At 42.5% G+C, this 26,232-nt stretch carries 23 protein-coding genes; 7 read left to right on the forward strand and 16 right to left on the reverse strand.

Annotated elements, in window-relative coordinates; translation table 11 throughout:
• Positions 1 to 590: 590 nt before the first annotated feature.
• The 3 genes from AC6IZ0_RS02555 to psbP all read right to left on the reverse strand — a co-directional run bounded on the left by AC6IZ0_RS02555 (position 591) and on the right by psbP (position 2,748).
• A complete protein-coding gene (locus AC6IZ0_RS02555; protein WP_271731156.1) occupies positions 591 to 1,328 on the reverse strand; it encodes a phycocyanobilin:ferredoxin oxidoreductase in 738 nt (245 codons plus the stop codon).
• A 147-nt stretch (positions 1,329 to 1,475) separates the two neighbouring features.
• Positions 1,476 to 2,069: a Maf family protein gene (locus AC6IZ0_RS02560; protein ID WP_497724949.1), complete on the reverse strand. Its 594-nt coding sequence runs from the start codon at positions 2,067 to 2,069 to the stop codon at positions 1,476 to 1,478.
• A 133-nt stretch (positions 2,070 to 2,202) separates the two neighbouring features.
• Entirely contained in the window at positions 2,203 to 2,748 is a 546-nt protein-coding gene (gene psbP / locus AC6IZ0_RS02565) for a photosystem II reaction center PsbP (protein WP_271731158.1), read from the reverse strand.
• Positions 2,749 to 3,126: 378 nt separating this feature from the next.
• On the opposite strand from psbP, the gene AC6IZ0_RS02570 reads away from it, so the two are divergent.
• Entirely contained in the window at positions 3,127 to 3,753 is a 627-nt protein-coding gene (locus tag AC6IZ0_RS02570; protein WP_497724951.1) for a J domain-containing protein, read from the forward strand.
• A 63-nt stretch (positions 3,754 to 3,816) separates the two neighbouring features.
• On the opposite strand, the gene AC6IZ0_RS02575 is transcribed toward AC6IZ0_RS02570, so the two are convergent.
• The 4 genes from AC6IZ0_RS02575 to AC6IZ0_RS02590 form a co-directional block, all read right to left on the reverse strand.
• Complete coding sequence (locus AC6IZ0_RS02575; RefSeq protein ID WP_497724953.1) at positions 3,817 to 4,272, reverse strand: thiamine pyrophosphate-dependent enzyme; 456 nt, start codon at positions 4,270 to 4,272, stop codon at positions 3,817 to 3,819.
• Between the two features lie 281 nt (positions 4,273 to 4,553).
• The gene (locus AC6IZ0_RS02580; protein WP_497724955.1) at positions 4,554 to 5,462 is read right to left on the reverse strand and encodes a thiamine pyrophosphate-binding protein; all 909 of its coding nucleotides are present in this window, start codon (positions 5,460 to 5,462) and stop codon (positions 4,554 to 4,556) included.
• 391 nt (positions 5,463 to 5,853) lie between these two features.
• Positions 5,854 to 6,231 (reverse strand): DUF2267 domain-containing protein, encoded by a 378-nt coding sequence (locus AC6IZ0_RS02585; protein ID WP_271731163.1) that lies wholly within the window; start codon positions 6,229 to 6,231, stop codon positions 5,854 to 5,856.
• Between the two features lie 44 nt (positions 6,232 to 6,275).
• Complete coding sequence (locus tag AC6IZ0_RS02590) at positions 6,276 to 6,719, reverse strand: DUF2267 domain-containing protein (RefSeq protein ID WP_497724957.1); 444 nt, start codon at positions 6,717 to 6,719, stop codon at positions 6,276 to 6,278.
• A 315-nt stretch (positions 6,720 to 7,034) separates the two neighbouring features.
• On the opposite strand from AC6IZ0_RS02590, the gene thrC reads away from it, so the two are divergent.
• The 3 genes from thrC to AC6IZ0_RS02605 all read left to right on the forward strand — a co-directional run bounded on the left by thrC (position 7,035) and on the right by AC6IZ0_RS02605 (position 9,307).
• Complete coding sequence (gene thrC, locus AC6IZ0_RS02595) at positions 7,035 to 8,339, forward strand: threonine synthase (RefSeq protein WP_497724958.1); 1,305 nt, start codon at positions 7,035 to 7,037, stop codon at positions 8,337 to 8,339.
• An 88-nt stretch (positions 8,340 to 8,427) separates the two neighbouring features.
• Positions 8,428 to 8,703 carry a MoaD/ThiS family protein gene (locus AC6IZ0_RS02600; protein ID WP_271731166.1) on the forward strand — a complete coding sequence of 92 codons (276 nt, stop codon included), beginning with the start codon at positions 8,428 to 8,430 and terminating at the stop codon, positions 8,701 to 8,703.
• A 55-nt stretch (positions 8,704 to 8,758) separates the two neighbouring features.
• Positions 8,759 to 9,307: a DUF2996 domain-containing protein gene (locus AC6IZ0_RS02605; protein WP_497725981.1), complete on the forward strand. Its 549-nt coding sequence runs from the start codon at positions 8,759 to 8,761 to the stop codon at positions 9,305 to 9,307.
• Here AC6IZ0_RS02605 and AC6IZ0_RS02610 read toward each other — a convergent pair.
• The gene (locus AC6IZ0_RS02610) at positions 9,304 to 9,801 is read right to left on the reverse strand and encodes a TM2 domain-containing protein (protein ID WP_497724960.1); all 498 of its coding nucleotides are present in this window, start codon (positions 9,799 to 9,801) and stop codon (positions 9,304 to 9,306) included. The genes AC6IZ0_RS02605 and AC6IZ0_RS02610 overlap by 4 nt on opposite strands.
• 532 nt (positions 9,802 to 10,333) lie before the next feature.
• Here AC6IZ0_RS02610 and acsF point away from each other — a divergent pair.
• Entirely contained in the window at positions 10,334 to 11,410 is a 1,077-nt protein-coding gene (acsF, locus tag AC6IZ0_RS02615; protein WP_497724962.1) for a magnesium-protoporphyrin IX monomethyl ester (oxidative) cyclase, read from the forward strand.
• A 230-nt stretch (positions 11,411 to 11,640) separates the two neighbouring features.
• Here acsF and AC6IZ0_RS02620 read toward each other — a convergent pair whose 3' ends face one another.
• From AC6IZ0_RS02620 to AC6IZ0_RS02655, 8 genes are all read right to left on the reverse strand, one after another.
• A complete protein-coding gene (locus tag AC6IZ0_RS02620; protein WP_497724963.1) occupies positions 11,641 to 12,213 on the reverse strand; it encodes a TIGR04376 family protein in 573 nt (190 codons plus the stop codon).
• A gap of 34 nt (positions 12,214 to 12,247) precedes the next feature.
• Positions 12,248 to 12,673, reverse strand: coding sequence for a hypothetical protein (locus AC6IZ0_RS02625; RefSeq protein ID WP_271731171.1), 426 nt, complete (start codon positions 12,671 to 12,673; stop codon positions 12,248 to 12,250).
• Between the two features lie 600 nt (positions 12,674 to 13,273).
• On the reverse strand, positions 13,274 to 16,363 hold the full coding sequence (locus tag AC6IZ0_RS02630; RefSeq protein ID WP_497724964.1) for a tetratricopeptide repeat protein: 3,090 nt from the start codon (positions 16,361 to 16,363) through the stop codon (positions 13,274 to 13,276).
• Positions 16,364 to 16,389: 26 nt separating this feature from the next.
• Positions 16,390 to 17,841, reverse strand: coding sequence for a S1 family peptidase (locus AC6IZ0_RS02635; protein WP_497724966.1), 1,452 nt, complete (start codon positions 17,839 to 17,841; stop codon positions 16,390 to 16,392).
• Between the two features lie 140 nt (positions 17,842 to 17,981).
• Positions 17,982 to 21,494 carry a tetratricopeptide repeat protein gene (locus AC6IZ0_RS02640; protein WP_497724967.1) on the reverse strand — a complete coding sequence of 1,171 codons (3,513 nt, stop codon included), beginning with the start codon at positions 21,492 to 21,494 and terminating at the stop codon, positions 17,982 to 17,984.
• A 388-nt stretch (positions 21,495 to 21,882) separates the two neighbouring features.
• Complete coding sequence (locus AC6IZ0_RS02645) at positions 21,883 to 22,437, reverse strand: COP23 domain-containing protein (RefSeq protein WP_271732046.1); 555 nt, start codon at positions 22,435 to 22,437, stop codon at positions 21,883 to 21,885.
• 112 nt (positions 22,438 to 22,549) lie between these two features.
• Entirely contained in the window at positions 22,550 to 22,771 is a 222-nt protein-coding gene (locus tag AC6IZ0_RS02650) for a hypothetical protein (RefSeq protein WP_497724968.1), read from the reverse strand.
• A gap of 72 nt (positions 22,772 to 22,843) precedes the next feature.
• On the reverse strand, positions 22,844 to 22,975 hold the full coding sequence (locus AC6IZ0_RS02655) for a hypothetical protein (protein WP_497724969.1): 132 nt from the start codon (positions 22,973 to 22,975) through the stop codon (positions 22,844 to 22,846).
• A 2-nt stretch (positions 22,976 to 22,977) separates the two neighbouring features.
• Here AC6IZ0_RS02655 and AC6IZ0_RS02660 point away from each other — a divergent pair, with 2 nt between their 5' ends.
• Both AC6IZ0_RS02660 and mnmG read left to right on the forward strand, forming a co-directional pair.
• Positions 22,978 to 23,907, forward strand: a complete 930-nt coding sequence (locus AC6IZ0_RS02660) for an Rpn family recombination-promoting nuclease/putative transposase (RefSeq protein WP_497724970.1) — start codon at positions 22,978 to 22,980, stop codon at positions 23,905 to 23,907.
• Positions 23,908 to 24,144: 237 nt separating this feature from the next.
• Positions 24,145 to 26,067 (forward strand): tRNA uridine-5-carboxymethylaminomethyl(34) synthesis enzyme MnmG, encoded by a 1,923-nt coding sequence (gene mnmG, locus AC6IZ0_RS02665; RefSeq protein ID WP_497724972.1) that lies wholly within the window; start codon positions 24,145 to 24,147, stop codon positions 26,065 to 26,067.
• The last annotated feature ends 165 nt before the right edge of the window (positions 26,068 to 26,232 follow it).

The following is a 26,232-nucleotide window of genomic DNA, read 5'->3' on the forward strand; positions in this document are numbered from 1 at the left end:
GATGCAGTGTTATTGCAAGTTACATCTGCCAACTCTCAGGATGATTGCAGCCTGGTATAAATTTATTAAATGAAATTCGCCATCGCCTATTTACCCGGAAAATATCCCTATTTTTTGGCTTTTTCGCCCCTATACTCACAGTTTATCAAAGAAATTTTCTGCTAACAAAGTGAGCATTTTTTAATACCAATTCTCTGTGAATTTTTGGGAATAAGCGATGATTATTGCCAGCCATTGCCCTTGATTCCACCATAAACACCAATACCACAGGCTCACAAACCAAGGCTATATATACAGGTTAATTAGGCACACCTTGATTCAAAAATGTTAGTCAATGATCTGCTACCAAGATATATCAAAAACACAATTCCTAACATTACGGTTTCCTTAAATTTTCTTTCAACTAATTAGTAGGTTTTTTACCTGTTCCTTGATATGGCGAATATTTCTAGACTTTGCTACTTTTGTCTAACTCCATTCAAGTTTCTTTGCATAAATTCTACATTCATCAGTTATGAGAAAAGGTAACGGAACCTACAGATGGGGAGATTAACAACACTTGACATAGTATCTCCCCTCTGCTAGAATAACTATTCTTGTAAGTCAAATAAGACTGTGGTCATATAATTTTCGGCCCAGTCTGAACCAAAGGCTTTTTCTAGTACCCGGCGGGTTTTATCGTTTTGTTGCTGTTGGGTGCAGTATTCCCGTTGTCCTGCTAGGATTTGCAGTGATTTTTCTGGTGAAACTGGACTGGAATCTATGGCTTGGGTACAATGAATCTCTAAAAGGTCTTGGACACGAGACAGAAACATTTTCTCTTCTCCTGGGGAAACAGGACGAACAAAAATGCAAAATTCCGAGAATATATGACCCCACTCGGGTAATTGACGGGGTTGGGAAAACTTCACATCTGTGAGTGCTGTTAGTTTGGTATTGTATGATTCTGGTAACTTACCTTTTAAGTCTACGGGAGATAGGTCTGCGATCGCCGCACTAATTTGACCTCGACCCCCAACTAAGTCACAACCAAACATTGGTAAGTCATATTCTGGACGGGGAAACATTACACAATGCAAAATATCTAGCATAGTTCCCACCCTTGCTAGTTCTAAGTGCATTTTGCGGAATTGAGTTGTTTGATAACAGCGATTTTCTATGATTAGTTTTTCGCCTTCTAATCTACCTTCTACATAACCCAGTTCAGCAGGTAATTGGTAAGGTGATAGTTCTAAGTGTTTATGCCAAACAGCCTCAATACAATCCGCTAGTTGATGAATTAAGGGATGTTGTTGTTCTCGCAGCGAAGTAGTAGGAGTAAATGACATTTTTTTTGAGCAAATTCAATCCTAGGGTTAATTGTCAGTCTACCTTCTGCTGTCACACTTGGGTTCTGGGAATTTGAGCCAGTATTTTTTGGTTTCTCCCCCAGACGCACCAGTCCAGGGAGGCACAAAATTTTAATTTAGCAGCGGTTAATGCCAGAAATCAGTAACTTCGTATCCCAAATCTTCTAGCATCTGCCGCAGCAGAGGTAAACTCAGTCCAATGACATTGCTGTGACAACCGGCGATTTTTTCCACGAATAAACTACCAAACCCCTCCAGGGCGAAAGCCCCCGCACACCTGAGAGGTTCTCCTGTAGCGACATAGGCTTGAATTGTGCGATCGCTCATTTTAGCGAAATATACTCTTGTTACCTGACACCTAACTAAAGTCCGATGTTGGTAGAGGTCAATTAACACATGACCAGTATACAGGTCGCCGAATTTACCTTGCATTAATTGCCAACGGGCCATAGCTTCAGCATCATCGGCTGGCTTACCATAAATTTTACCATCCACAGCCAAAACCGAATCACAACCCATAATCAAAGCTGATTCAAACTGTGGAACTACAGTTTCCGCCTTGCGTTGTGCGAGAAGTTGGACTAATTCTGCTGGTTCATTGACTTGAATTTGCGACTCATCAAAATCACTAGGTCTAACTATCACTTTCATCCCAACAGTTTGCAGCAAGCGGTGGCGGACTTGGGAAGCTGAAGCGAGTACAAATTGAGGTGTTGTCATAAGACTTTTGCTAAAATATGGCAGTCAAAACCACAGAAACTAAAAGAAATGCTGGCGGGGAGCATGACTTGCGTGTATTACAGCTCCCCATACTATAGTCAGTTGTATTTAGTCCAGGGGAGAAATTACCTTGTTAATACACCGAGAAAGAATTTACAACATTTGCCATCAAGCCTTTAACCCTCTGCCAACGCCTTTCGGGAATTGATGCATTAAAGGTAAACAATTTACCACGGCTGACAGCAACACTGGCGACATTATGTCTGTCTTCCAGATTAGGAAGTTTTACCTCATACTCTAGAATATAGTATGTTTTCCCATTAGATTCTCGTTGCAAAGCGTTGACTAATTCCGCCGAACGACCAGACTCTGGGGGAGCAAGAACCGCTTTTCCTAATTTGTATCCTATTTCTGTGGGTGTTCCCAGTTCGGTCAAATCTTGATCATCAGGAACCGGGCTAATAACTACAGAAACATTTTCAGATATTTCTATCAAATCGTGGAACACTACATCAGGGCCATTGTCAACTTTAACTTGTAACCAGCCATTAGGGTATAAAAACTCATAACCATCATAAGAGTCTACAAAACTTTTCAGTCCGGCTGCGGCAGCTACACCAGGATTACTGAGGCTGATACTCAAAACTAATAGCAAAATAAATACAATTCTTTTCCACATTTGTTAAGATTCCTGTAGTCGGGGGAAAAAATCAGACAAGCCTGATTTCTGGTTTTTATCTTTGTCAGGGGGTTTGGGGGAGCTATGAGACTCACACCTTAATCTTTAACTCAGTTTAGGATACATGGAGGCACTCATGCTAATTTTACGGCTCGTGATGACTAAAGACCCTGGGGTTAACTCCAGGGGTTAAAATTCCGGGAAAACAGCCCAATATGAACTAATAAATCTATAATTAGTGTTTATATAGCCTTTTTCAGGCTCATGAAGTACACACCAATTCCCTGTTCCCTCAAACTAAAAAAAATGTACCTCACGATCATGGGAAATGCTATAGTGAGAATTTTAAGATTGGAAGCTAATAGCTGATAGATCACGATGGATCTTGAAAATTGCTACAATTTCTTGGGTTTAAAGTCAGGAGCCTCTTTGGCTGACATCAAAGCGTCTTACAGACGATTGGCACAGCAATATCATCCCGATGTTAATCCCAATGACATCAAAACTAAAGATAAGTTTATTGCCTTAACAGAAGCTTACAAGTTCCTCTTAACGGTAGTTCCTGCTGAGGATATCTCCCCACCGTCAAGTAATTCTTCTGAGTCCGGGCGTAATCATATCAAATCCAGACCTGCCCAAAAACCGCCCACCACAAGCGTTAGATTAGAAAAGCCCCCAAGAGCAAAGCCGCCTAATATTGCCGAAATAGAACAGCGCCTGAAGTGGAAGACTTATGAGCAGCTGCAACGATTTCTCAAGGAAAAAAGATTTTCCCAAGCGATCGCCCTAGTGGAAGCTTTAGCAGCACGGTTACCCACAGATAAAGAAGTTCGCCAATGGCAAGCCGTCGCTTATCAAATCTGGGGACGGGTTTTAATGTCCCAAAATCAATTGTTAAAAGCGAGAATTTATCTCAAAAAAGCTCTGAATACAGATCATAATAATCAGACTCTCTGGCGGGAAGTCCAACAAGACTTCCAAAAATTAGAGCAGCTCTGTTTTTAATCCCCTATGTGGATTTATGGCAGATAATTCAGTAATTACACTGTTATGACAGAGTGACATTTATCATTTTTTACTCATAGCTTCACCTAGCCGCATTAGTCCTGGGGAACAATCAAACCTGTCTAGGTGAATTTCAATTAAAGAAACACATTCGGTATTCACCTTGGCTTGAGCTAAAGCTATCTCTAATTCTCCTTCTGTAGACACTTCACAACTCCAACTTTCGCCAAATATTTGTGGTATTTGATGATACTTCCATGGTTGGATATCATTATAAAGGCCATCTTTAATGACGCGCTCAATGGTATAACCATCATTATTAATGAGGAAAATAATCGGGTTCAGCCGATGGCGGATAATGGTGGATAGTTCTTGAGCAGTCATTTGAAAAGCTCCATCTCCCACAAAAACTATTGGGCGGCGATCGCGATCGGCCATAGCGGCACCCAAACAAGCAGGGATAGAATAACCAATCGATAAATAAAAGGCTTGGCCAATAAAATCTGTCTCTTCAGGCATTAATAAATCCATTGTAGAGATAATTGCATCTCCAGTATCAGAAATAACAATACAAGCATCTTCTAGAAAATGGTTGATGCGTTCATAAAACCGCCCATTAGTCAGTTTGTTTTCAGGTTGGGGTGTAAAACTGGTGGCGATGACATCCGCAGCAGGGGTAAAGTCTAAAGTTTGAGCATCTTTTTTGTGTAGCTTGTTAATTAAACCATCAATGAAATCTCCCAGATAAACAGGTTGGTAAAAATGATGCTTAATCTTGACCTTCTCTGAGTTAGCATTAATTAACTTGTGGACATCAGGTCAGCTGTATATATGCCCAAATTCATATCAGACATAATTGCACCCAGACACAATACACAGTCAGCGGTTTCGATGCGTTGACGCACATTATCTCGACTCAAAGCACCTACATAATTGCCAATAAATTGGGGGTGCATCTCAGAAATGCAAGATTTACCCAGCATGGTTGTAGCTACCGGGTAACCAGTAGTTGCTAAAAGTTGCAACAGTTGCTTTTCCAGATTAAATCTATGAAACTCCACACCGGCTAAAATTACGGGGTGGTGTGCTTTGTTCAATAATTCTACTGCTTCTTCTACGGCTTCTTCTAAAGCTTCTGGTAATGTTTCTGGGGTTGTTAACTTCAATGAAGAATAGAGCTTACCCTGGGGAACATGGCAAGGTTGATGTACTAAATCCAGGGGAATTTCAATATAAACAGGTCGTTTGTAGTGGAGACAAGCCGCCAGAGCTTGGTCAATTTGATTTGCGGCTTGACTGGCTATAGTCAGACTGACAGCAGCAACTGTGATTTTTTCCATAATGGACAGTTGCAGGTTATAGTCTCCCGTGGTGTGGTGTAGAAGCAAGTTAGTTTTCTTCACCGAACTGTTAGGCGCACCACTAATGACTACCAGAGGAACCCTTTCCGCATAAGCGCCAACTACCGCATTAACTAAGCTAAAGCCACCCACACCGTAGGTAATACAAACAGCACCTAAACCTTTAACCCGTGCGTAGGCATCTGCTGCATAACCGGCATTGAGTTCATTACAGTTACAAATTAAATTTATAGGAGTTTGGGTTAAAACATCCATCAAGTCTAAAACATAATCTCCTGGCACGCCAAATATATGTTGAACACCGAGGCTGTGTAATCGATGAAATAAATATTCACTAACTGTGGTCATGGTAGTAGGAAATTAGTTAATCATTAATATTATTTATGCCCATTTCTACTTAGAGAAACAGCCTATATATTATACAGGATATTTGATTTGATTGAGTTACCCCAGTGGGGGCAGGATGCATATATCACAATATTTTTACAATTAATATCTATATCTCATATAAGTAGAATATATTGTATATATAGTCACAAAATTATCATATTGACAATCCAGAGTTTTTTGCTGGATATTTCAGCCCAGAAAGGAGCCGGAGGTTAAAACCCCTATCTCATGGCGCTAAGGTTTTACACTTGTGGGAGTTGAGGGTAGGTGAAGAAAAGTTTTTTACCTCACCCCTGTTTACCTGTGATTAGAGTCTTGGGAGTGAGGTTGTGTATTTTATGCAGTATTCCTAAGCGGCTTCAATTAAGGCGCTCCAGTCAGCAGGTAGGCGGGATGTTAATTCCTGGATTTTGTCTTTGACAGCTTCTTTGGTGACTCGCAAAGTTTCCTGAATTAGCTCACTAGCTTGAATATCATCTAATTTGAATTGTTCGCAAATCACAGCAATATACTCATCAGCGGAAATAGGCAGCTTTCTGACTTGGTGGGAGTGTAGTCTTTGATAGTTAAGAGGCTCAGGAAGGTTGTCGGTGAGTTGGTGTGCTTGTTCTTCGTCTAGTTTGCTGGCTAAAATTCCCAGAACTGCTTTGACGGCTGCATCAGCTGTTTCTCTATCTGGGATGAAGGAGAGTTTACCCGCAGCATCGAGAAATTGTTCATATTCCATTGTGTCCCTCGTTGAATTTGTATAATAATTCTTTGGTAAATCAATTAAACTCGGACTTCTTCAGGCCAGAGTTCTCGTAATGCTGGGGACATCATATTAATCACATCGTCAATTTCGCCTCTGGTGATCCGTTCAGCTAGTAGCTGGAATACGGCACGGACTACACTTTCTGCATCTATGTCTGGTTCGGTTCTGCGGAAGTCATCACGGATATGCTGTAAAAATGCTTCTTTATTCCTTTCTTTGGTGGGGGTGGCTCCGGGTCGCCAGTTTTCGTAATAAAACCCCCCTAGGAGGATGGGTAACTGCGCTCCTAAATGTGCTGCTTCTGGTACAGTTAGGCGATCGCGCAGAGCGTGCAATGTGGAACGCAAGGCTTGAAAGACCTGGTGTTTACTTTCCCAGCCTAGTTTATTACACAGGTCATTGACCCAAGGAATTGTAGTTTGAACTGTCGTATCAAAGATATCCAGTCCTGTGATTGTCATATTGATGGCTCCTGTCAAGTGCCTTGATTTGGCAAGGGTGGGGATTTAGGGCACAAGTCCCGACTCTATTGGATTTCAAGGCTTTTTATGTCCTTTAGTCCATCCTAATCAGTGAGCAATTCTTTCTCCTCTGACTAATGGGGTGTCATTCCTGATTTACGGCTCTATCTCAGGGATTTTTTCCCTGTTAAAAAATACTGTGATTTAAATTACACCATTATACCCGACTATTTTTATCGGGTATGTTTGACGGGTATTTTGTGTCGTGTTAGCATCAACTCACAGTTGACTGACAAAACAGGGAAGGCTTCATTTATGACTCAGGCAATCACCAAAGATACCCAATCAACAACCTCGACTTTAAAAGCTTTAAAGTGTAAAGAATGTGGTGCGGAATACGAACTTAAAGCCAGTCATGTTTGTGAGTTATGCTTTGGTCCACTGGAAGTTAAGTATGACTACAGTGAGTTGCGGCTGAGTGTGACCCGTGAAAAAATCGCTGCTGGACCTAACTCTATTTGGCGCTACCGTCCCTTTTTGCCTGTCGCAACTGACAATGTTATAGATGTGGGAACAGGTATGACTCCCCTGGTACGTTCCCACAGGTTGGCTCGTCGCCTGGGTCTGAATAAACTTTATATTAAAAATGATGCTGTAAATATGCCCACCCTGAGCTTTAAGGATCGGGTGGTGTCGGTGGCTCTGAACCGGGCGCGGGAATTGGGTTTTAGTACTGTGTCCTGTGCTAGCACTGGTAACTTGGCAAATTCTACAGCTGCGATCGCTGCTTATGCTGGTTTAGATTGTTGTGTATTCATCCCTGCCGATTTAGAAGCTGGTAAAGTCCTAGGTAGCTTAATCTACAGTCCTACATTGATGGCAGTTAAGGGGAACTACGATCAGGTAAATCGTCTCTGCTCGGAAGTTGCCAATACACACGGTTGGGGTTTTGTCAATATCAATTTACGTCCTTACTATTCTGAAGGTTCCAAGACTCTCGGCTTTGAAGTAGCAGAACAATTAGGCTGGGAACTACCAGATCACATTGTTGCGCCCCTAGCTTCTGGTTCTTTGTTTACAAAAATTTATAAAGGTTTCCAAGAGTTCGTAGAGGTCGGTTTAGTAGAAGGTAAGAATGTCCGCTTTAGTGGCGCTCAAGCGGAAGGTTGCTCACCCATCGCCGAAGCCTTCAAAGAAGGTCGCGACTTTATTAAACCGGTAAAACCGAATACGATTGCTAAATCCATCGCCATTGGTAACCCAGCAGATGGGATTTATGCTGTAGAAATTGCCCAAAAGACTGGCGGTAATATAGAATCGGTTAATGATGCAGAAATTATTGAAGGCATCAAGCTATTAGCAGAAACTGAAGGTATTTTCACAGAAACAGCAGGCGGAACAACCGTGGCTGTGCTGAAAAAATTAGTCGAAGCTGGCAAGATTGACCCAGATGAAACTACTGTGGTTTACATTACCGGTAATGGATTAAAAACCCAAGAAGCAGTTCAAGGTTACGTCGGTGAACCTTTGACAATTGATGCCAAACTTGATAGTTTTGAACGTGCCTTAGAGCGCTCTCGTACACTTGACCGCTTGGAATGGCAACAAGTTCTAGTTTAGTTAGAAGTTGTGAGTTAAGGGTTTTTTCTCACTTTCAATTCCTAGCTACACTCTTAACTTTATTATTCACTCGGAAATTTTTAGTTCTATGGCTGTTACAGTTTTAGTTCCCACAGCCCTACAAAAATTTACTAATAACCAAGCTACCCTGACTTGCACTGGTAGTAATGTGTCCGAGCTGTTCGATTCTCTAGAAGAAAACTGTCCAGGGATAAAATCCCGGTTGTGCGATGAGAAAGGACAGGCGCGACGGTTCCTCAATTTCTATGTTAATAGTGAAGATATCCGGTTTTTAGATGGGATAAATACACCCCTGAAAGATGGGGATGAGGTAAGTATTGTCCCAGCGGTAGCTGGTGGTTGATTAGCTAGTGACTAGTCATTGGGGGTGCATAGCAGGTTGAGTTGACAGCGATCGCCTGGCTGTCCTATGTCAAAATGAAGTTAACCGACCACGAAAAACCGAGCGATCGCTCCCCAAGCTAAACAAAGGATTGACCAGAGCAATGGCAGAAGAAAAGAATCAAAATCAAGGCGGAGAAGTAGCCCCCAAAGCCGCAAAACCCGCTGCGGCAGCGAAAAAGGAAAAACCCCCAGCTGTGGAAGATAAGCCATTTGTGGAGTTTATGGAGCAGCACTACTTACCAACTTTGCAAAAAGCGATCGCCGAGCAAGGTGTACAGGACTTACAGCTGTCCTTTGCTAAACAGAAACTTCCCGTCGCGGGGTTTCAGTCAGCCGAAGAGTGTTGGCAAGTTATCGGTAGTTGGCAAAATGGCCAGCGTCAGTTTAATGTATACTTCCCAGAGGAAAGCATCACTGGCAAAAAGGGATTTTCCTGTAACGAAGGTAAAAAACCCAGCACACTGGAGTCATTCCTAATTGATGAGCGCAAAATTACATTAGACCTTTTGGTATTTGGTTTAGTGCAGCGTTTAAACGGTCAAAAGTGGCTAGGTAGAAATTAGTTGAGCTCGTCAAAGTAGTAGGTGACAACTCCAGTAGTGGGGTTGTTACCTATTCTGACATAGCCTGATGTTAACATTTCCTTCAGGGTAGCTTCTACTTCTGCAAAGCCTGCACCTGTAGCACTTACGCCTTGAGTAACGGTCAAAGTACCACCCTTAGCTTCTGCGGCGTGAAGCAGTGCAATCATTAATTGCTCACCAGTGGGGTGATGGACTTGAGAGGCGATCGCCTGTTGATTCATAGGTACACCCAGGGGAGATAAACCCGCTTTAGCTCTGAGATTCTGTTCATAGTCATTAACCATATTGGGGATGAGGAACAAATCTACAAATTGCCCTACACCAAATACACCCCCAGTAAACAGCCACAACAGACCGGTTCCGATTTTACCGTTGTATAAACGATGCAATCCTCCTAAGCCAAAAACCAAGGCTGCACTCAAGATATAAGAGACAAGAAGACGGTCATTATGCTGATTTTTTTCAGGATTCATCTTATTTTCCACCCTTGAGATGAGATTTGATGTTGATTTACTTCCAGGTTAGCCGGGGTAATTTCAGGGTCTGATTCAATCCAACCATTGATATACAGGGGATACATTAAATATTAATACTTAACTATAATGTAATACAAATAACTAGCATTAATTGAATTACAGAGATTTGTCTAATGATCATATCTGTGTGCTATCCTCACAACAGTCTAACAAACTCATTCACCAGGATAGAGAATATTAATTGATTTGACCACCAATTGCTGATGATTAGTTCCCCCCAGCAGCAAATATTGTTGCAACTCTTAACTTTTTATATACTAAATTTTAGGCTGCATATTGGTAGACTGAACTTTATACAAATAAACTATTCTGGTCTCCTGCGCCTTGCGAGAGCATGACCCCGATACCAATTGACTCAGACTGTGTAACAGATATAATCGTCTGGACACCCAGATGTATTCTCACTTTCACCAAAAAATTGGTATAGGCTTTGTAATCAAGATCCTAAAGACAAAAGAGCAATTAAAACATGGTAGATTCCCTCAAAAAACCAGGCTTTGAAGAAATCCGTCCAGGGGTAAAAGTCCCGGCTAAAGAAACCCTATTAACACCCCGTTTTTACACCACCGACTTTGATGAGATGGCTAAGATGGACATCTCGGTTAATGAAGACGAGTTACAAGCCATCCTAGAAGAGTTCCGTGCTGACTACAACCGCCATCACTTCGTGAGAGATGGAGAGTTTGAGCAGTCCTGGGAGCATATTGACGGGGAAACTCGCCGATTATTCGTGGAATTCCTAGAACGTTCTTGTACAGCAGAATTTTCGGGATTTTTACTGTACAAAGAACTGGGTCGCCGTTTAAAGGGAAAAAGCCCCGTATTAGCTGAGTGTTTTAACCTCATGTCGCGAGATGAAGCTCGTCATGCAGGGTTTTTGAACAAAGCTATGTCAGACTTCAATCTGTCCCTAGATTTGGGCTTTTTGACTAAGAGCCGCGCTTATACCTTTTTTAAGCCAAAATTCATATTCTACGCTACTTATCTTTCAGAAAAAATTGGTTATTGGCGTTATATCACTATTTATCGTCATTTAGAAGCAAATCCTGAAGATAGAATCTACCCAATCTTCCGGTTCTTTGAAAACTGGTGTCAAGATGAAAACCGTCATGGGGATTTCTTTGACGCTATTATGAGATCCCAGCCGCAAATGTTGAACGACTGGAAAGCCAAACTGTGGAGCCGCTTTTTCTTGTTGTCAGTATTTGCTACTATGTATCTGAATGACATTCAGCGTAAAGACTTTTATGCCTCTATTGGTCTGGATGCCAGAGAATACGACATCTATGTGATTAAAAAGACTAATGAAAATGCGGGTCGAGTCTTCCCCCTGATGCTGGATGTAGATAACCCAGAATTTTATCAGCGTTTAGATGTGTGTATCCAGAATAATGAAAAATTAACTGCGATCGCTAACTCTAAAACGCCCAAATTCTTACAATTCTTCCAAAAACTGCCCATTTATATCTCTCATGGGTGGCAGTTTTTGCGTTTGTACTTAATGAAACCTATTGATACTGTTTCTACCCATGGTGCAGTTCGTTAGGTGAGATAATTAATTTTTGTTTGGGAAATTTTTGTGATTTTGTGGTTTTGTGATCTACAGAACCACTTTTTTATGATTCGATGAGATGAAATTTAGAAAAAAACGTCATCACGTAGTGATACCAGCGAGGTATACCGTGATTGCTCAAGGTTTTAATAAGAAGCTTCTTAGGGTAACATTCTACAAAGCAAACAATTACTTGGCAAGGTTCTATCCCCAACCGCTGATAATTATGGATTTTTTAAATTATCTTTCATTGTTTTTAACTCGTCTTCAATTTCCCAACGGCGAAACTTTTCTTCTAAATCGTCGAATCCTGTGGTATAATTACTAGTATAATTCCACCAGCCGTCGTTTTTTAAATGCTGCTGGCTTTGATCGCGGGCTGTTCGGGCTTCTGTGGCTTTGGCTTGTACCTCCTGACGGCGGGCTTGAATTTTCCGCAGTAGTTCTTGAGATTGGGTGATGCGTTCTTTTAACCCCTGCATTTGTCCCCAGCGCTGGTTACCTTCCCGTAATAGGGCGGCTTCCCTTGCTTGTGCTGCTGCGGCTAAATCCGGTCTACCTGCATTTTGGGCTTTTTGTACCCGGATGTGCCAACGCTGAATTTCTTGGGCGGTGGATAGGATTTGATCTTGCGATCGCTTTTCTTGTAATTTTAAATCTGCAATCAGTTTTAAAGTATCTTCTTCTTGCTGTCGCAACTGTTCTAACAGCGCTTCTAATTCCAGATGGGGATTATTACGCAAGAATTCTTCTAAACGGTCTTCTAGAAACCGACTCAAATCATCAAATAAGCCCACGGTAAAAACTCCAGAAGTTGTGAATGTATCTATTTTATTCTAGATTTGTGTGGATGATAAAGCCGGTAATCATACGGACTACATTGGTAAACTCTTGGGGGTTAGCTTGTAAGTAAGCAGCATAACTTACAGGGTCATGCACTTCCACCATTTTCTTAGGTCTATCCAGTTTAATTACCTTGTTTTCTGGGGTGAGTTCACCGACTACAGAGAGTAAGGTTCTAGCCCTTTTCTCATCAGGTCCTTTGAGGACTTGTAACACTAGTCTACCATCAACAATCTTGCTAGTAGATACGCCCTTGTTTTTGTAGTCCTTCAGGTGTTGACCATCAATACATAAAAAAGTATGCCCTCCAATGGTAACGTTATTGTCATGAACAACAAAAGCCCAAGATTCTAAAGGTGTAAGGTCTGGGTTGATGGTTTCCTGGTGACTATGATTAGTTGGGGTTGAATTCATATATTTTTTAATGGGTTTGGCTAAATTATACCCCACAGATCCCCGACTTCTAGCTAAGTTATCCCAGACTATCTCTAATGATCTAAGAAATGGGGATCTTGCACCCCTCCCACAGATCCCCGACTTCTTCCATAACCTAGGGACTTATTGAATATTTGGGAGACAAGTCGGGGATCTTGCACCCCTCCCAGATACCGTCAGAGCGATCTGCTTGCAGCAGCGCTTCGCTATCGCCTTTAACTAGTCTCAAGATAATCAAACACATGATTTTCTAGTCAGATTTATCTGACTTTAGCTTTCAGACCGGGGTTTCTAACCCCCGGTTCCTCTGGGTAGCGATCGCCCCACAGATACCCGACTTGTAGCTCAAGATAATCAAACACATGATTTTCTAGTCAGATTTATCTGACTTTAGCTTTCAGACCGGGGTTTCTAACCCCCGGTTCCTCTGGGTGGCGATCTGCTTGCAGCAGCGCTTCGCTATCGCCCCACAGATCCCCCACAGATCCCCGACTTCTTCCATAACCTAGGGAGTTATTGAATATTTGGGAGAGAAGTCGGGATCTTGCACCCCTCCCACAGATGCACAATAACCATGGACTATTCCTTGATTTGGGATAACAGATTTTTGATTGTGGGGGTAGATAACAACTTCTGAGCATCGCTGATAATTTTATCCCCCCAAAGATTCTTTCTCAAAACTTCCACATCAGCAAAGGTTTTGTCTAGGTTTAAAGCTGTTGCGGCTAACTCATAGGCTTTTTCTTGTTGTCCTTGGGTATATAAAGCCACAGCTAAGGCTAGTATAGGTTCTGCAAATTTATTGTTAAGTTGTATTGCTTCTTCCCATTGTTTAATAGCGGTGGTTTTATCTCCCTGTTCATATTTAATGAAGCCTATGTTATTAATGGCTGGTAAGTTGTTTTTATCTTTGCTCAAGGCTTGATTGTATTCCGCTAAAGCTGCTGTATAGTCTTGTTGTGAGTGGTAAACAAAACCGCGATTGGTGTAAGCATCAGCATAATTAGGATTAAGTTCAATAGCTTTGTTATAATCAGCCAGAGCTAAATCCCATTTCTGCTGGTTACGGTAAACATTACCGCGATTGTTGTAAGCAAAAGCATTATTAGGATTAATCGCAATAGCTTTGTTATAATCAGCCAGAGCTAAATCCCATTTTGACTGTTGAATGTAAACAAAACCGCGATTGAGGTAAGCACTAGCATCATCAGGATTAAGTTCAATGACTTTATTATAATCAGCAACAGCTAAATCCCATTTTTGCTGGTCAGCGTAAACAAGACCGCGATTGTTGTAAGCTAGAGCTAAATCAGGATTAATCGCAATGGCTTTATTATAATCAGCCAGAGCTAAATCCCATTTCTGCTGTTGAGCGTAAACAAGACCGCGCAAGATGTAAGCTAGAGCATAATTAGGATTAAGTTCAATAGCTTTATTATAATCAGCCACAGCTAAATCCCATTTTGACTGTTGAGTGTAAACAATACCGAGCCAAATGTAAGCGAAAACATCATTAGGATTAAGTTCAATAACTTTGTTATAATCAGCCAGAGCTAAATCCCATTTTTCCTGGTTACGGTAAACATTACCGCGAAAGGTGTAGGCAAAAGCATCATTAGGATTAAGTTCAATAACTTTGTTATAATCAGCCAGAGCTAAATCCCATTTTTCCTGGTTACGGTAAACATTACCGCGAAAGGTGTAGGCAAAAGCATCATTAGGATTAAGTTCAATAACTTTGTTATAATCAGCCAGAGCTAAATCCCATTTTTCCTGGTTACGGTAAACAACACCGCGATTGGTGTAGGCACCAGAATCATTAGGATTAAGTTCAATAGCTTTGCTATAATCAGCCAGAGCTAAATCCCATTTTGATTGTTCAAAGTAAAGAATACCGCGACTGGTGTAGGCAAAAGCATCATTAGGATTAAGTTCAATGACTTTGGTGTAATCAGCTATGGCTAAATCCCATTTTTGCAGGTTAAGGTAAACACCACCGCGACTGGTGTAGGCAAAAGCATGATTAGGATTAAGTTCAATAGCTTTGTTATAATCAGCCAGAGCTAAATCCCATTTCTGCTGGTTACGGTAAACACCACCGCGAAAGGTGTAAGCACTAGCATCATTAGGATTAAGTTCAATAGCTTTGTTATAATCAGCCAGAGCTAAATCCCATTTCTGCTGGTTACGGTAAACACCACCGCGAAAGGTATAAGCACTAGCATCATTAGGATTAAGTTCAATAGCTTTGTTATAATCAGCCAGGGCTAAATCCCATTTTGATTGTTGAGTGTAAAAATTACCACGACTGCTGTAAGCGAAAGAACCATTAGGATTAAGTTCAATAGCTTTGTTCAAATCAGCCAGGGCTAAATCCCATTTTTTCTGTTGAGTGTAAACATGACCGCGACTGATGTAAGCATTAGCATAATTACGATCAATTGCAATAGCTTTGTTATAATCAGCCACAGCTAAATCCCATTTTTGTAGGTCAGCGTAAACATTACCGCGATTGTGGTAAGCATTAGCATAATTAGGATTAAGTTCAATAGCTTTGTTATAATCAGCTATGGCTAAATCCCATTTTCGCAGGATAAGGTAAACAAGACCGCGACCGGTGTAAGCTAGAGCATCATTAGGATTAAGTTCAATGACTTTGGTGGAATCAGCCAGAGCTAAATCCCATTTTTGCAGGATAATGTAAAAAACACCGCGATTTATGTAAGCTAGAGCATCATTAGGATCAATCGCAATGGCCTGGTTGAAATCAGCCAGAGCTAAATCCCATTTTTGCTGGTCAAGGTAAAAATTACCGCGATTCATGTAAGCTAGAGGATAATCAGGATTAATCACAATGGCTTTGTTGAAATCAGCCAAAGCCAAATCCCATTTTGACTGGTTCTTGTAAAGAATACCGCGCCGGATGTAACCTAAAGCATAATTAGGATCAATCGCAATAGCTTGATTGAAATCAGCCAGAGCTGAATCCCATTTTTCTTGGTCATGGTAAAGAATACCGCGATTGGTGTAAAAAGCAGGACGGGGACTGATTTTAATCGCCTGATTGATCGCCAACTCAGCCTCTGCATACCTCTTTAAATCTAACAACACAAATGACTTCTGATGATACCAATTAGGATTACCAGGTTCCAGCTTAATCGCCTGATTGATAGCATCCAGCGCCCTATCCAGTTGCTGTACCCCATAGAGTAAACTCAGAGGTTCCCCATAAACTCTACTCAGATTATACCAAGCTGGGACAAATTTAGGGTTAGCCTTTACCGCCAATTCTAACGCTGCTGCTGCTGCTTTGAATTGTTTACTCCCGCGTAAAGCCAAACCCTGACCATAATAAGCCAAATCAATAAACGCTGGTTTTTGGGCGATCGCCCGCTCAAAAGCCTGTACCGCTTCATCATAGCGACCTAACCGCCACAATTGATTCCCCCGTTCAATCCACAAACGAGCCTCAGCATTCCCCTGGGGAACTGGAATTGAGAGAATAGTATTTTCAATAGATTTCTTTTCCCCCTCTGTTAACTCCCGTGGTCGTGTATCTTCCACCCGTTGCGGTGTGGTATTCCATCTCGGTGCTATAGCTAAAAAGGTATTAATGGGAATCCCTAAACTATTACCTATCTGTATCGGACGGCCATCAATATTTGTCACTCCCTCCGCTAACCCATGAATCCCAATTACTGCCCTTGGGTATCCAACACCGGACCCCCACTCATCCCACCCAGGGTAATACTCCTGTAAACTAATTCGTATCCCCCGTCTACAGATCCCGCAGCTTGACCCAAAGCTTGTAATAATTGCGCTCCGGGGTCGTTGTTAGTTCGGGAACTTGACAGGGTAGTTCTTAATAACCCCGTTTCCCTACTCCAAGTTTGCCCTAATGTCAACCGCCAGGGTGAACTTGTCCCCAGTCTGGGATACCCCGCTGTTAACATATATTGATTATCTTGGGTCGGATATTTAGCTAAGGTAGCAACTGCATAAGTTTGGTTACTCCTAAACTTAACTACTGCTAAATCCACCCCTTCATTATATTGAATACTACCAGGTTCTACCGGATGTGTTTGACCATCTGCGGTGACAATGGTGTAAGTATAGGGGTGACATTTTCCCCCTCCCTCTATTTCTATCTTCTCACACACCACATGGGCTGCAGTCAGGACTGTGTAACTATTTCCTTCCCTAGCAATAATTACACCTGAACCATTACTTTGACTACTACTATCAATCCTGACAGTAATTTGTTTAGCTTGCTCCTCTAACTTCCCTAACCACCCTGTTAATGGTGCTTCCGGGACAACATAACCTGTGCGGGGTTGGGGTAAACCATAAGCAGCTAACACCTCTGGTTTTACCTGAGCTAACACCCCACTCACAGGGATTCCCCAACTATACTTACGCCATTCTTGAATTTCTGCTGCTGTCGGTTCTTGTCCATTAGCACGGACATAACCTAGATTTAATATAGGGTATTGACTCATACCATTAATTCCTAGTAAATACCCGTAGGCGCTGAGGATAGCACCCCCGCTCATCCCCTGCTCAATGTCGCTGTCGTAGCCAATTTCATAACCCTCTTGTAAACTTGGTTGGGAGATAATTTTTTTAACTGTTCCTGGTCTAAATACTATATTATTCTCTGTAGTGGGGTATCCCCCCGCCATGACTGGGGTATCTATATAAATATCAGAGTTAGTAATTCCTCGTGGTAAGCAATATTGCTGATTTGAGGTAAATTCTAAGATGGCTAGGTCTAATTGACCAAAGTTAGTATCCAGTAGTTTAACTGGATGAATTTTACCATCTGGTGTTTGAATATTCAGGTTTTTGGGGTTAATTCTCTTGACTACATGGGAGTTAGTTACCACTAAGTAAGAGTTACCTGTTTGAGCTTTGGCTAAAATTGTCCCCGATGCTACGTCACGTTCTCCCCTGACTTTGACTGTGATTTGTCTAACAAGCTGTTGTAGTTGTCTGTCGGAATATTCTCCGCTTTCTGGGTTTTCTTCTGCTGTCAGTTGACATTTATCTGCTATGGGGGGTTTTGAGGTTTTGCTGTGGGTGATTTCCCCTAGGACGGGAAGGGGTAGGAGGAATATACAGGTAATAATGGCGAGGTGGCGTTTCATGGATGCTTGGGATTCGGGTGTATTTATTATATCTGTTGTTCAACGCAAAGGGGCGCAAAGTTACGCAACAGCTCCCCGACTTCTGAAACTAAATTATCCCAGACTACCTCTAATGATCTAAGAAGTCGGGGATCTTGCAGCTATAGTGAGTTTAAAAGCGTAATAATCGTAATTACTTGTTCATATTCAGCGGTACGACCTTGAGTGAGGAATAATTCCGCTGCTCTTTGGAAGTTTTCCCTGGCTTTGTTGATGTCTCCTAGGTTATAGTAAACAATACCGCGACTGGCGTAAGCTTGAGCTAAATTAGGATTAATCGCAATAGCTTGGGTGTAATCAGCCACAGCTAAATCCCATTTTTGCAGGTCAGCGTAAACAATACCGCGACTGGCGTAAGCTTGAGCTAAATTAGGATTAATCGCAATAGCTTGGGTGTAATCAGCCACAGCTAAATCCCATTTTTGCAGGTTACGGTAAACAACACCGCGATTGTAGTAAGCTTGAGCATCATCAGGATTAAGTTCAATGACTTTGCTAGAATCAGCCAATGCTAAATCCCATTTTTTCAACTGACGGTAAGTCTCACTGCGTACGGTGTAAGCTAAAACACGAAAGTCAGCTAAAAGAAAATCAGGAGTAAGTTCAATGGCTTTGTTCAAATCAGCTATAGCTAAATCCCATTCTTTCAACTCACGGTAAAAAAAACCGCGACTGAGGTAACCTGGAGCAGAATTAGGATCAATTGCAATAGCTTTGTTATAATCAGCTAGGGCTAAATCCCATTTTTGCTGGTTAAGGTAAACATTACCGCGACTGATGTAAGCATTAGCATAATTACGATCAATTGCAATAGCTTTGTTATAATCAGCCAGGGCTAAATCCCATTTTTGCTGGTTAAGGTAAACATTACCGCGACTGATGTAAGCATTAGCATAATTACGATCAATTGCAATAGCTTTGTTATAATCAGCCAGGGCTAAATCCCATTTTTGTAGGTCAGCGTAAACAATACCGCGACTGGTGTAAGCTAGAGCATCATTAGGATCAATCGCAATGGCCTGGTTGAAATCAGCCAGAGCTAAATCCCATTTTTTCTGGAGAGTGTAAACAAGACCGCGACCGATGTAAGCGAAAGCATAATTAGGATTAAGTTCAATGGCTTTGTTATAATCAGCCACTGCTAAATCCCATTTTTGCTGGTTAAGGTAAAAACCACCGCGACCCATGTAAGCATTAGCATCATTAGGATCAATTGCAATAGCTTTGTTATAATCAGCCAAAGCTAAATCCCATTTCTGCTGGTTATGGTAAACACTACCGCGCAACATGTAAGATAGAGCATTATTAGGATTAAGTTCAATGGCTTTGTTATGATCAGCCAGAGCTAAATCCCATTTTTTCTGGTCACGGTAAACAATACCGCGATTGATGTAAGCATTAGCATAATTAGGATCAATCCTAATAGCTTGATTTAAATCAGCCAGAGCTAAATCCCATTTTTCTTGGTCACGGTAAAGAATAGCGCGATTGGTGTAAAAAGCAGGACGGGGACTGAGTTTAATCGCCTGATTTATCGCCGACTCAGCCTCTGCATACCTCTTTAAATCTAACAACACCACAGACTTCTGATTATAGAAATTAGGATTACCAGGCTCAAGCTTAATCGCCTGATTGATAGCATCCAGCGCCCTATCCAGTTGCTGTACCCCATAGAGTAAACTCAGAGGTTCCCCATAAACTCTACTCAGATTATACCAAGCTGGGACAAATTTAGGGTTAGCCTTTACCGCCAATTCTAACGCTGCTGCTGCTGCTTGGAATTGTTTACTCCCGCGTAAAGCCAAACCCTGACCATAATAAGCCAAATGAATCAACTCTGGTTTTTGGGCGATCGCCCGCTCAAAAGCCTGTACCGCTTCATCATAGCGACCTAACCGCCACAATTGATTCCCCCGTTCAATCCACAAACGAGCCTCAGCATTCCCCTGGGGAACTGGAATTGAGAGAATAGTATTTTCAATAGATTTCTTTTCCCCCTCTGTTAACTCCCGTGGTCGTGTATCTTCCACCCGTTGCGGTGTGGTGTTCCATCTCGGTGCTATAGCTAAAAAGGTATTAATGGGAATCCCTAAACTATTACCTATCTGTATCGGACGGCCATCAATATTTGTCACTCCCTCCGCTAACCCATGAATCCCAATTACTCGCCCTTGGGTATCCAACACCGGACCCCCACTCATCCCACCCAGGGTAATACTCCTGTAAACTAATTCGTATCCCCCGTCTACAGATCCCGCAGCTTGACCCAAAGCTTGTAATAATTGCGCTCCGGGGTCGTTGTTAGTTCGGGAACTTGACAGGGTAGTTCTTAATAACCCCGTTTCCCTACTCCAAGTTTGCCCTAATGTCAACCGCCAGGGTGAACTTGTCCCCAGTCTGGGATACCCCGCTGTTAACATATATTGATTATCTTGGGTCGGATATTTAGCTAAGGTAGCAACTGCATAAGTTTGGTTACTCCTAAACTTAACTACTGCTAAATCCACCCCTTCATTATATTGAATACTACCAGGTTCTACCGGATGTGTTTGACCATCTGCGGTGACAATGGTGTAAGTATAGGGGTGACATTTTCCCCCTCCCTCTATTTCTATCTTCTCACACACCACATGGGCTGCAGTCAGGACTGTGTAACTATTTCCTTCCCTAGCAATAATTACACCTGAACCATTACTTTGACTAGTACTATCAATCCTGACAGTAATTTGTTTAGCTTTTTCCTCTAATTCCCCTAACCACCCTGTTAATGGTGCTTCCGGGACAACATAACCCGTGCGGGGTTGGGGTAAACCATAAGCAGCTAACACCTCTGGTTTTACCTGAGCTAACACCCCACTCACAGGGATTCCCCAACTATACTTACGCCATTCTTGAATTTCTGCTGCTGTCGGTTCTTGTCCATTAGCACGGACATAACCTAGATTTAATATAGGGTATTGACTCATACCATTAATTCCTAGTAAATACCCGTAGGCGCTGAGGATAGCACCCCCGCTCATCCCCTGCTCAATGTCGCTGTCGTAGCCAATTTCATAACCCTCTTGTAAACTTGGCTGGGAGATAATTTTTTTAACTGTTCCTGGTCTAAATACTATATTATTTTCTGTAGTGGGGTATCCCCCCGCCATGACTGGGGTATCTATATAAATATCAGAGTTAGTAATTCCTCGTGGTAAGCAATATTGCTGATTTGAGGTAAATTCTAAGATAGCTAGGTCTAATTGACCAAAGTTAGTATCAAGTAGTTTGACTGGATGAGTTTTACCATCTGGTGTTTGAATATTCAGGCTTTTGGGGTCAATTCTCTTGACTACATGGGAGTTAGTTACCACTAAGTAAGAGTTACCTGTTTTAGCTTTGGCTAAAATTGTCCCCGATGCTACGTCACGTTCTCCCCTGACTTTGACTGTGATTTGTCTAACAAGCTGTTGTAGTTGTCTGTCGGAATATTCTCCGCTTTCTGGGTTTTCTTCTGCTGTCAGTTGACATTTATCTGCTATGGGGGGTTTTGAGGTTTTGCTGTGGGTGATTTCCCCTAGGACGGGAAGGGGTAGGAGGAATATACACGTAATAATGGCGAGGTGGCGTTTCATGGATGCTTGGGATTCGGGTGTATTTATTATATCTGTTGTTAAACGCAAAGGGGCGCAAAGGTGGGCGCAAAGGTACGCAAAGGTACGCAACAGCTCCCCGACTTCTGAAACTAAATTATCCCAGACTACCTCTAATGATCTAAGAAGTCGGGGATCTTGCACCCCTCCCAGATCCCCGACTTGTAGCTCAAGATAATCAAACACATGATTTTCTAGTCAGATTTATCTGACTTTAGCTTTCAGACGGGGGTTTCTAACCCCCGGTTCCTCTGGGTGGCGATCTGCTTGCAGCAGCGCTTCGCTATCGCCCCACAGATCCCCGACTTCTAGCTAAATTATCCTAGATTACCTGTGATCATCTAAGAAGTCGGGGAGCTTAATCTGTCACCTATTCGGTTACATCCGCTAGTGAAGCATTTTCTAAATAAAGACCGAAATTTAAGTACCTCTGGTTATTATCAGCGGTTTGCCACACCGGCGCAGTTTGACCTTTGGCAATTTGGGTGAGTTCGGCTAAAACTTTTTCAGGGTCACTTCCGGGTTTGACTGTAAATAATTGATTCTCACTATCACAGGTTCCACCGAATTTAGGGGCGCAGATCACTCCTGACCCCCTAATTCTACCGTGGGTCATGTATGTTAACTGACCTTGATTGTAAAATTTTTGGAATTTTTGACTTATTTCTTCACAGCGTTTTCTGGGTGTCCACCCGGTGTTGGGGAACGAGTCCGATTCCCAAGCAATGATTCTCCGGTGTTGTTTTGCTTCAGGTATAAACGCCACGGTGGCGGGAACTGTCCGCAGTCCGCCGCTGCGGCTAGCAATTGAGCGACAAACAAAGCTGATTTGATTGGGTATATTTTGACTCGAAGCAGGGGTAGTACTGAGGGTAAATGTCAGTGCTGTTAAGGCTACAGCGCTAGTTAGTTTTGGTAGATGCATGGTTTTAAGTTTAAATAGATGGGGAGATTACTTAACCGTCCAGGTGGAAATACATAAACCTGTGACGTATGTATATTTTACATTGTTCCCAAGGTTTTTGGTTAAATTACCACTAATTAAGAAAATATCTCTGGGTTTTGGCAGTAATATGATTGTTGTTGAGGGTTGACGGTTGACTGTTGACGGTTGACTGTTGACTGCAGATCGCCCTGTGTAGGTGTTCTGATTGGGTTTGACCCCACGCCCAACCTGACCAAGGGATGGGGTATATGGAATAGCGAACTGCTTGCAGCAGCGCTTCGCTATCGCATCTTGTCAAGATAATTAAATACATAATCTTCTAGTCAGATTTATCTGACTTTAGCTTTGAGACGGGGGTTTCTAACCCCAGGCTCCCCGTGTAGCATCAAACTGGGTTTTTAACCCCAGAGCGATCTGCTTGCAGCAGCGCTTCGCTATCGCCTTTAACACCGCTGCGCAGCGATCGCCATTGACACAAAACAAATATACTTACATATAACCCATAAATGATAACCAACAGTGGCGAAAAAAGCAGATATAGGGGGGAAAAGATTAATCAGTCTTGCACCCAACACTTGGGTAGAATGGATTACCCAGCGCAGTGACTTACAAGTACAAGACATCCTCAACACAGAATTTCAGTGGATAGAGCGGGAAAGTGATGTTTTATTGAAAGTTTTATCGCCAGAAATAGGGGAATTTTTACTCCTCAACGAATTACAGTTACGATACAATCAGAAAATGCCCCAAAGGATACGGGCTTATACAGCTTTGGCAGAAGAACGTTATGGGTTAAGGGTCTATCCAGTCCTAATCAACATTCTCCCCCCAAGTAGTAAACAAACCATCCCCCAACGTTACGAATCAGAGATATTAGGGATAACTGCTCATCAAGATTACCAGGTGATTAACTTGTGGGAAGTGGATGTTAATCTAGTATTTGAGCAGAAAATATCAACCCTATTGCCATTTGTACCGATTTTGCAGGGTGGAAACAGGGAGGATAAATTACGCCAAGCGGTGAGAGAACTCAGACAGGATGAGCAACTGCAAGACCTAGAACCGCTATTATCATTTTTTGCTAGTTTTGTATTAGATATTCCCTTAGTTCAACAAATCATGAGGTGGGATATGACGGTATTAAGAGAATCACCATGGTATCAGGAAATACTCAAAGAGGGATTACAGCAGGGGGAAAAACAAGGATTACAACAGGGATTACAACAGGGATTACAACAGGGACGACTGGAAGGACGACTGGAAGGACGACTGGAAGGGGAAACCCAATTGGTTCTACGTCAGTTACAGCGTCGCTTAGGAACCTTGGATGATACAGTAAAACAGCAAATTCAAATGCTACCAGTAGAGCAACTAGAGAGTTTAGCAGAAGAGTTACTAGACCTTAGAGATGTGCAACAGTTACAAACTTGGTTAGAACAGCTTTCTTGACGGTTGACTCTAGCAGGGCGATCGCCCGGCGTAGGTGTTCTGATTGGGTTTCCACCCCCACCCTGACAAAGGAATGGGGTATATGGAATAGCGATCGCCTCATCTGTTGTTAAACGCAAAGGGGCGCAAAGGTGGGCGCAAAGGTACGCAGAGGTTTGTTTGTGATTTGTGTTTGAGGGTGTTGTGGTTGGGTTACAATCAGTTGTAGTAACTGTTAATCTGCTAATCTGTGTAAGTATGACCATGCACAATTCCGTTGAATTCCAAGATGCTTTTGATGTTATTGTGGTGGGTGCGGGTCACTCCGGTTGTGAAGCGGCTCTGGCTGCGGCTCGTCTGGGTTGTCGGACTTTGCTACTGACACTCAATTTAGATAAAATAGCTTGGCAACCCTGTAACCCGGCGGTGGGTGGCCCGGCTAAGTCTCAGTTGACCCATGAGGTGGATGCTTTGGGGGGGGAAATTGGCAAGGTTGCAGACCGTACTTATTTACAAAAGCGCATCCTCAATTCTTCACGGGGTCCGGCGGTGTGGGCTTTACGCGCTCAAAGTGATAAGCGGGAATATGCGGCGGTGATGAAGGGTGTTGTGGAAAACCAAGAAAATCTGACTATCCGGGAGGGGATGGTTACGGATTTGGTTTTGGGTGCTAATGATGAGGTGATTGGGGTTGAAACTTATTTTGGTGTGGGGTTTCAATGTCAAGCGGTGATTTTGACAACTGGGACGTTTTTGGGTGGTAAAATCTGGGTAGGTAATAGGTCTATGGCCGCTGGACGAGCTGGCGAGTTTGCCGCTGAGGGTTTGACCCAAACTCTCAACCGCTTGGGTTTTGAAACCGGTAGGCTGAAAACGGGTACGCCCGCACGGGTAGATAAGCGATCGGTGGACTATACTAAGATGACTATCCAACCAGGAGATGAGGAGGTACGCTGGTTTAGTTTTGACCCGGATGTGTGGGTGGAACGGGAACAAGTTCCCTGTTACATCACCCGGACTAATGCAGATACTCATCGTTTAATTCGGGAAAATTTACATCTATCACCGGTTTATGGTGGTTGGGTGGAAGCTAAGGGACCTCGCTACTGTCCCAGTATTGAAGATAAAATAGTCCGCTTTGCTGATAAGGAAAGCCACCAAATCTTTATTGAACCGGAAGGTCGGGACATCCCAGAATTATATATTCAAGGGTTTTCTACGGGGTTACCGGAAAATCTGCAGTTGCAAATGTTACGCACTCTGCCGGGGTTGGAAAATTGTACTATGTTGCGTCCGGCTTATGCTGTGGAGTATGACTATTTACCCGCTACTCAGTGTTATCCTACACTGATGACTAAGAAAATTAATGGTTTATTCTGCGCGGGACAAATTAACGGTACTACGGGTTATGAAGAGGCCGCAGCTCAAGGAATTGTAGCGGGTATTAATGCAGCACGGTTGGTTCAGGGTAAACAGATGATTGTTTTCCCCCGTGAACATAGTTACCTTGGTACTTTGCTTGATGATTTGTGTACTAAAGATTTACGGGAACCTTACCGGATGCTCACTAGTCGCTCTGAGTATCGGTTATTGTTGCGGTCCGATAATGCTGACCAACGTTTAACACCTTTAGGAAGGGAAATCGGTTTAATTGACGATCGCCGTTGGGAGTTGTTCACCAGTAAACAAACGCAGATTAGTCAAGAAAAAGACCGTTTATATAATACCAGAATTAAGGAACATGACCCCATCGGTCAGGCGATCGCCTCCGCATCCCAACAAGCTATTAAAGGTTCTATCACCCTAGCTGATTTACTCCGTCGTCCAGGATTTCATTACATTGACCTGGAACGTTACGGACTGGGAAACCCCACCCTCAACCAAGGGGAAAAAGAAGGCGCAGAGATTGATATCAAGTATTCTGGTTATCTGGCTAGACAACAACATCAAATTGAACAGATTACCCGTCAGGCTAACCGTCAGCTACCCGCAGACTTAGATTATAACACAATTGATACCCTTTCTAAAGAAGCGCGGGAAAAACTTACCCGTGTCAAACCCCTAACCATCGGTCAAGCAGCACGGACAGGGGGCGTAAATCCCGCAGATATTAACGCCTTGTTAATATATTTGGAGTTACGTAAAACTAAAACTCAGTCAGAGTTGACCGCTTCAGCTTAATTCCAGGTGATTCTAGTGCGATCGGTAATTAAAGTAACTTATAAACCAGATAACTTGAGGGTAAATACTTGTAATAATACTAGGTGGGGTTGAGGAATGATAACCCCATCATGGCAGAGTTATAGGACTCTGTGATGGGTTTCAACGTCGTTTAATTCAACAGAC

Source organism: Anabaenopsis sp. NIES-4685, assembly GCF_059725405.1.

Bases quoted from the DNA above. Each gene is read 5' to 3' on its own strand.
- AC6IZ0_RS02555 (WP_271731156.1), bottom strand. From the start codon at position 1,328: ATGTCATTTACTCCTACTACTTCGCTGCGAGAACAACAACATCCCTTA.
- AC6IZ0_RS02560 (WP_497724949.1), bottom strand. From the start codon at position 2,069: ATGACAACACCTCAATTTGTACTCGCTTCAGCTTCCCAAGTCCGCCAC.
- psbP (WP_271731158.1), bottom strand. From the start codon at position 2,748: ATGTGGAAAAGAATTGTATTTATTTTGCTATTAGTTTTGAGTATCAGC.
- AC6IZ0_RS02570 (WP_497724951.1), top strand. From the start codon at position 3,127: ATGGATCTTGAAAATTGCTACAATTTCTTGGGTTTAAAGTCAGGAGCC.
- AC6IZ0_RS02575 (WP_497724953.1), bottom strand. From the start codon at position 4,272: ATGCCTGAAGAGACAGATTTTATTGGCCAAGCCTTTTATTTATCGATT.
- AC6IZ0_RS02580 (WP_497724955.1), bottom strand. From the start codon at position 5,462: ATGACCACAGTTAGTGAATATTTATTTCATCGATTACACAGCCTCGGT.
- AC6IZ0_RS02585 (WP_271731163.1), bottom strand. From the start codon at position 6,231: ATGGAATATGAACAATTTCTCGATGCTGCGGGTAAACTCTCCTTCATC.
- AC6IZ0_RS02590 (WP_497724957.1), bottom strand. From the start codon at position 6,719: ATGACAATCACAGGACTGGATATCTTTGATACGACAGTTCAAACTACA.
- thrC (WP_497724958.1), top strand. From the start codon at position 7,035: ATGACTCAGGCAATCACCAAAGATACCCAATCAACAACCTCGACTTTA.
- AC6IZ0_RS02600 (WP_271731166.1), top strand. From the start codon at position 8,428: ATGGCTGTTACAGTTTTAGTTCCCACAGCCCTACAAAAATTTACTAAT.
- AC6IZ0_RS02610 (WP_497724960.1), bottom strand. From the start codon at position 9,801: ATGAATCCTGAAAAAAATCAGCATAATGACCGTCTTCTTGTCTCTTAT.
- acsF (WP_497724962.1), top strand. From the start codon at position 10,334: ATGGTAGATTCCCTCAAAAAACCAGGCTTTGAAGAAATCCGTCCAGGG.
- AC6IZ0_RS02625 (WP_271731171.1), bottom strand. From the start codon at position 12,673: ATGAATTCAACCCCAACTAATCATAGTCACCAGGAAACCATCAACCCA.
- AC6IZ0_RS02635 (WP_497724966.1), bottom strand. From the start codon at position 17,841: ATGAAACGCCACCTCGCCATTATTACCTGTATATTCCTCCTACCCCTT.
- AC6IZ0_RS02640 (WP_497724967.1), bottom strand. From the start codon at position 21,494: ATGAAACGCCACCTCGCCATTATTACGTGTATATTCCTCCTACCCCTT.
- AC6IZ0_RS02645 (WP_271732046.1), bottom strand. From the start codon at position 22,437: ATGCATCTACCAAAACTAACTAGCGCTGTAGCCTTAACAGCACTGACA.
- AC6IZ0_RS02650 (WP_497724968.1), bottom strand. From the start codon at position 22,771: ATGTATTTAATTATCTTGACAAGATGCGATAGCGAAGCGCTGCTGCAA.
- mnmG (WP_497724972.1), top strand. From the start codon at position 24,145: ATGACCATGCACAATTCCGTTGAATTCCAAGATGCTTTTGATGTTATT.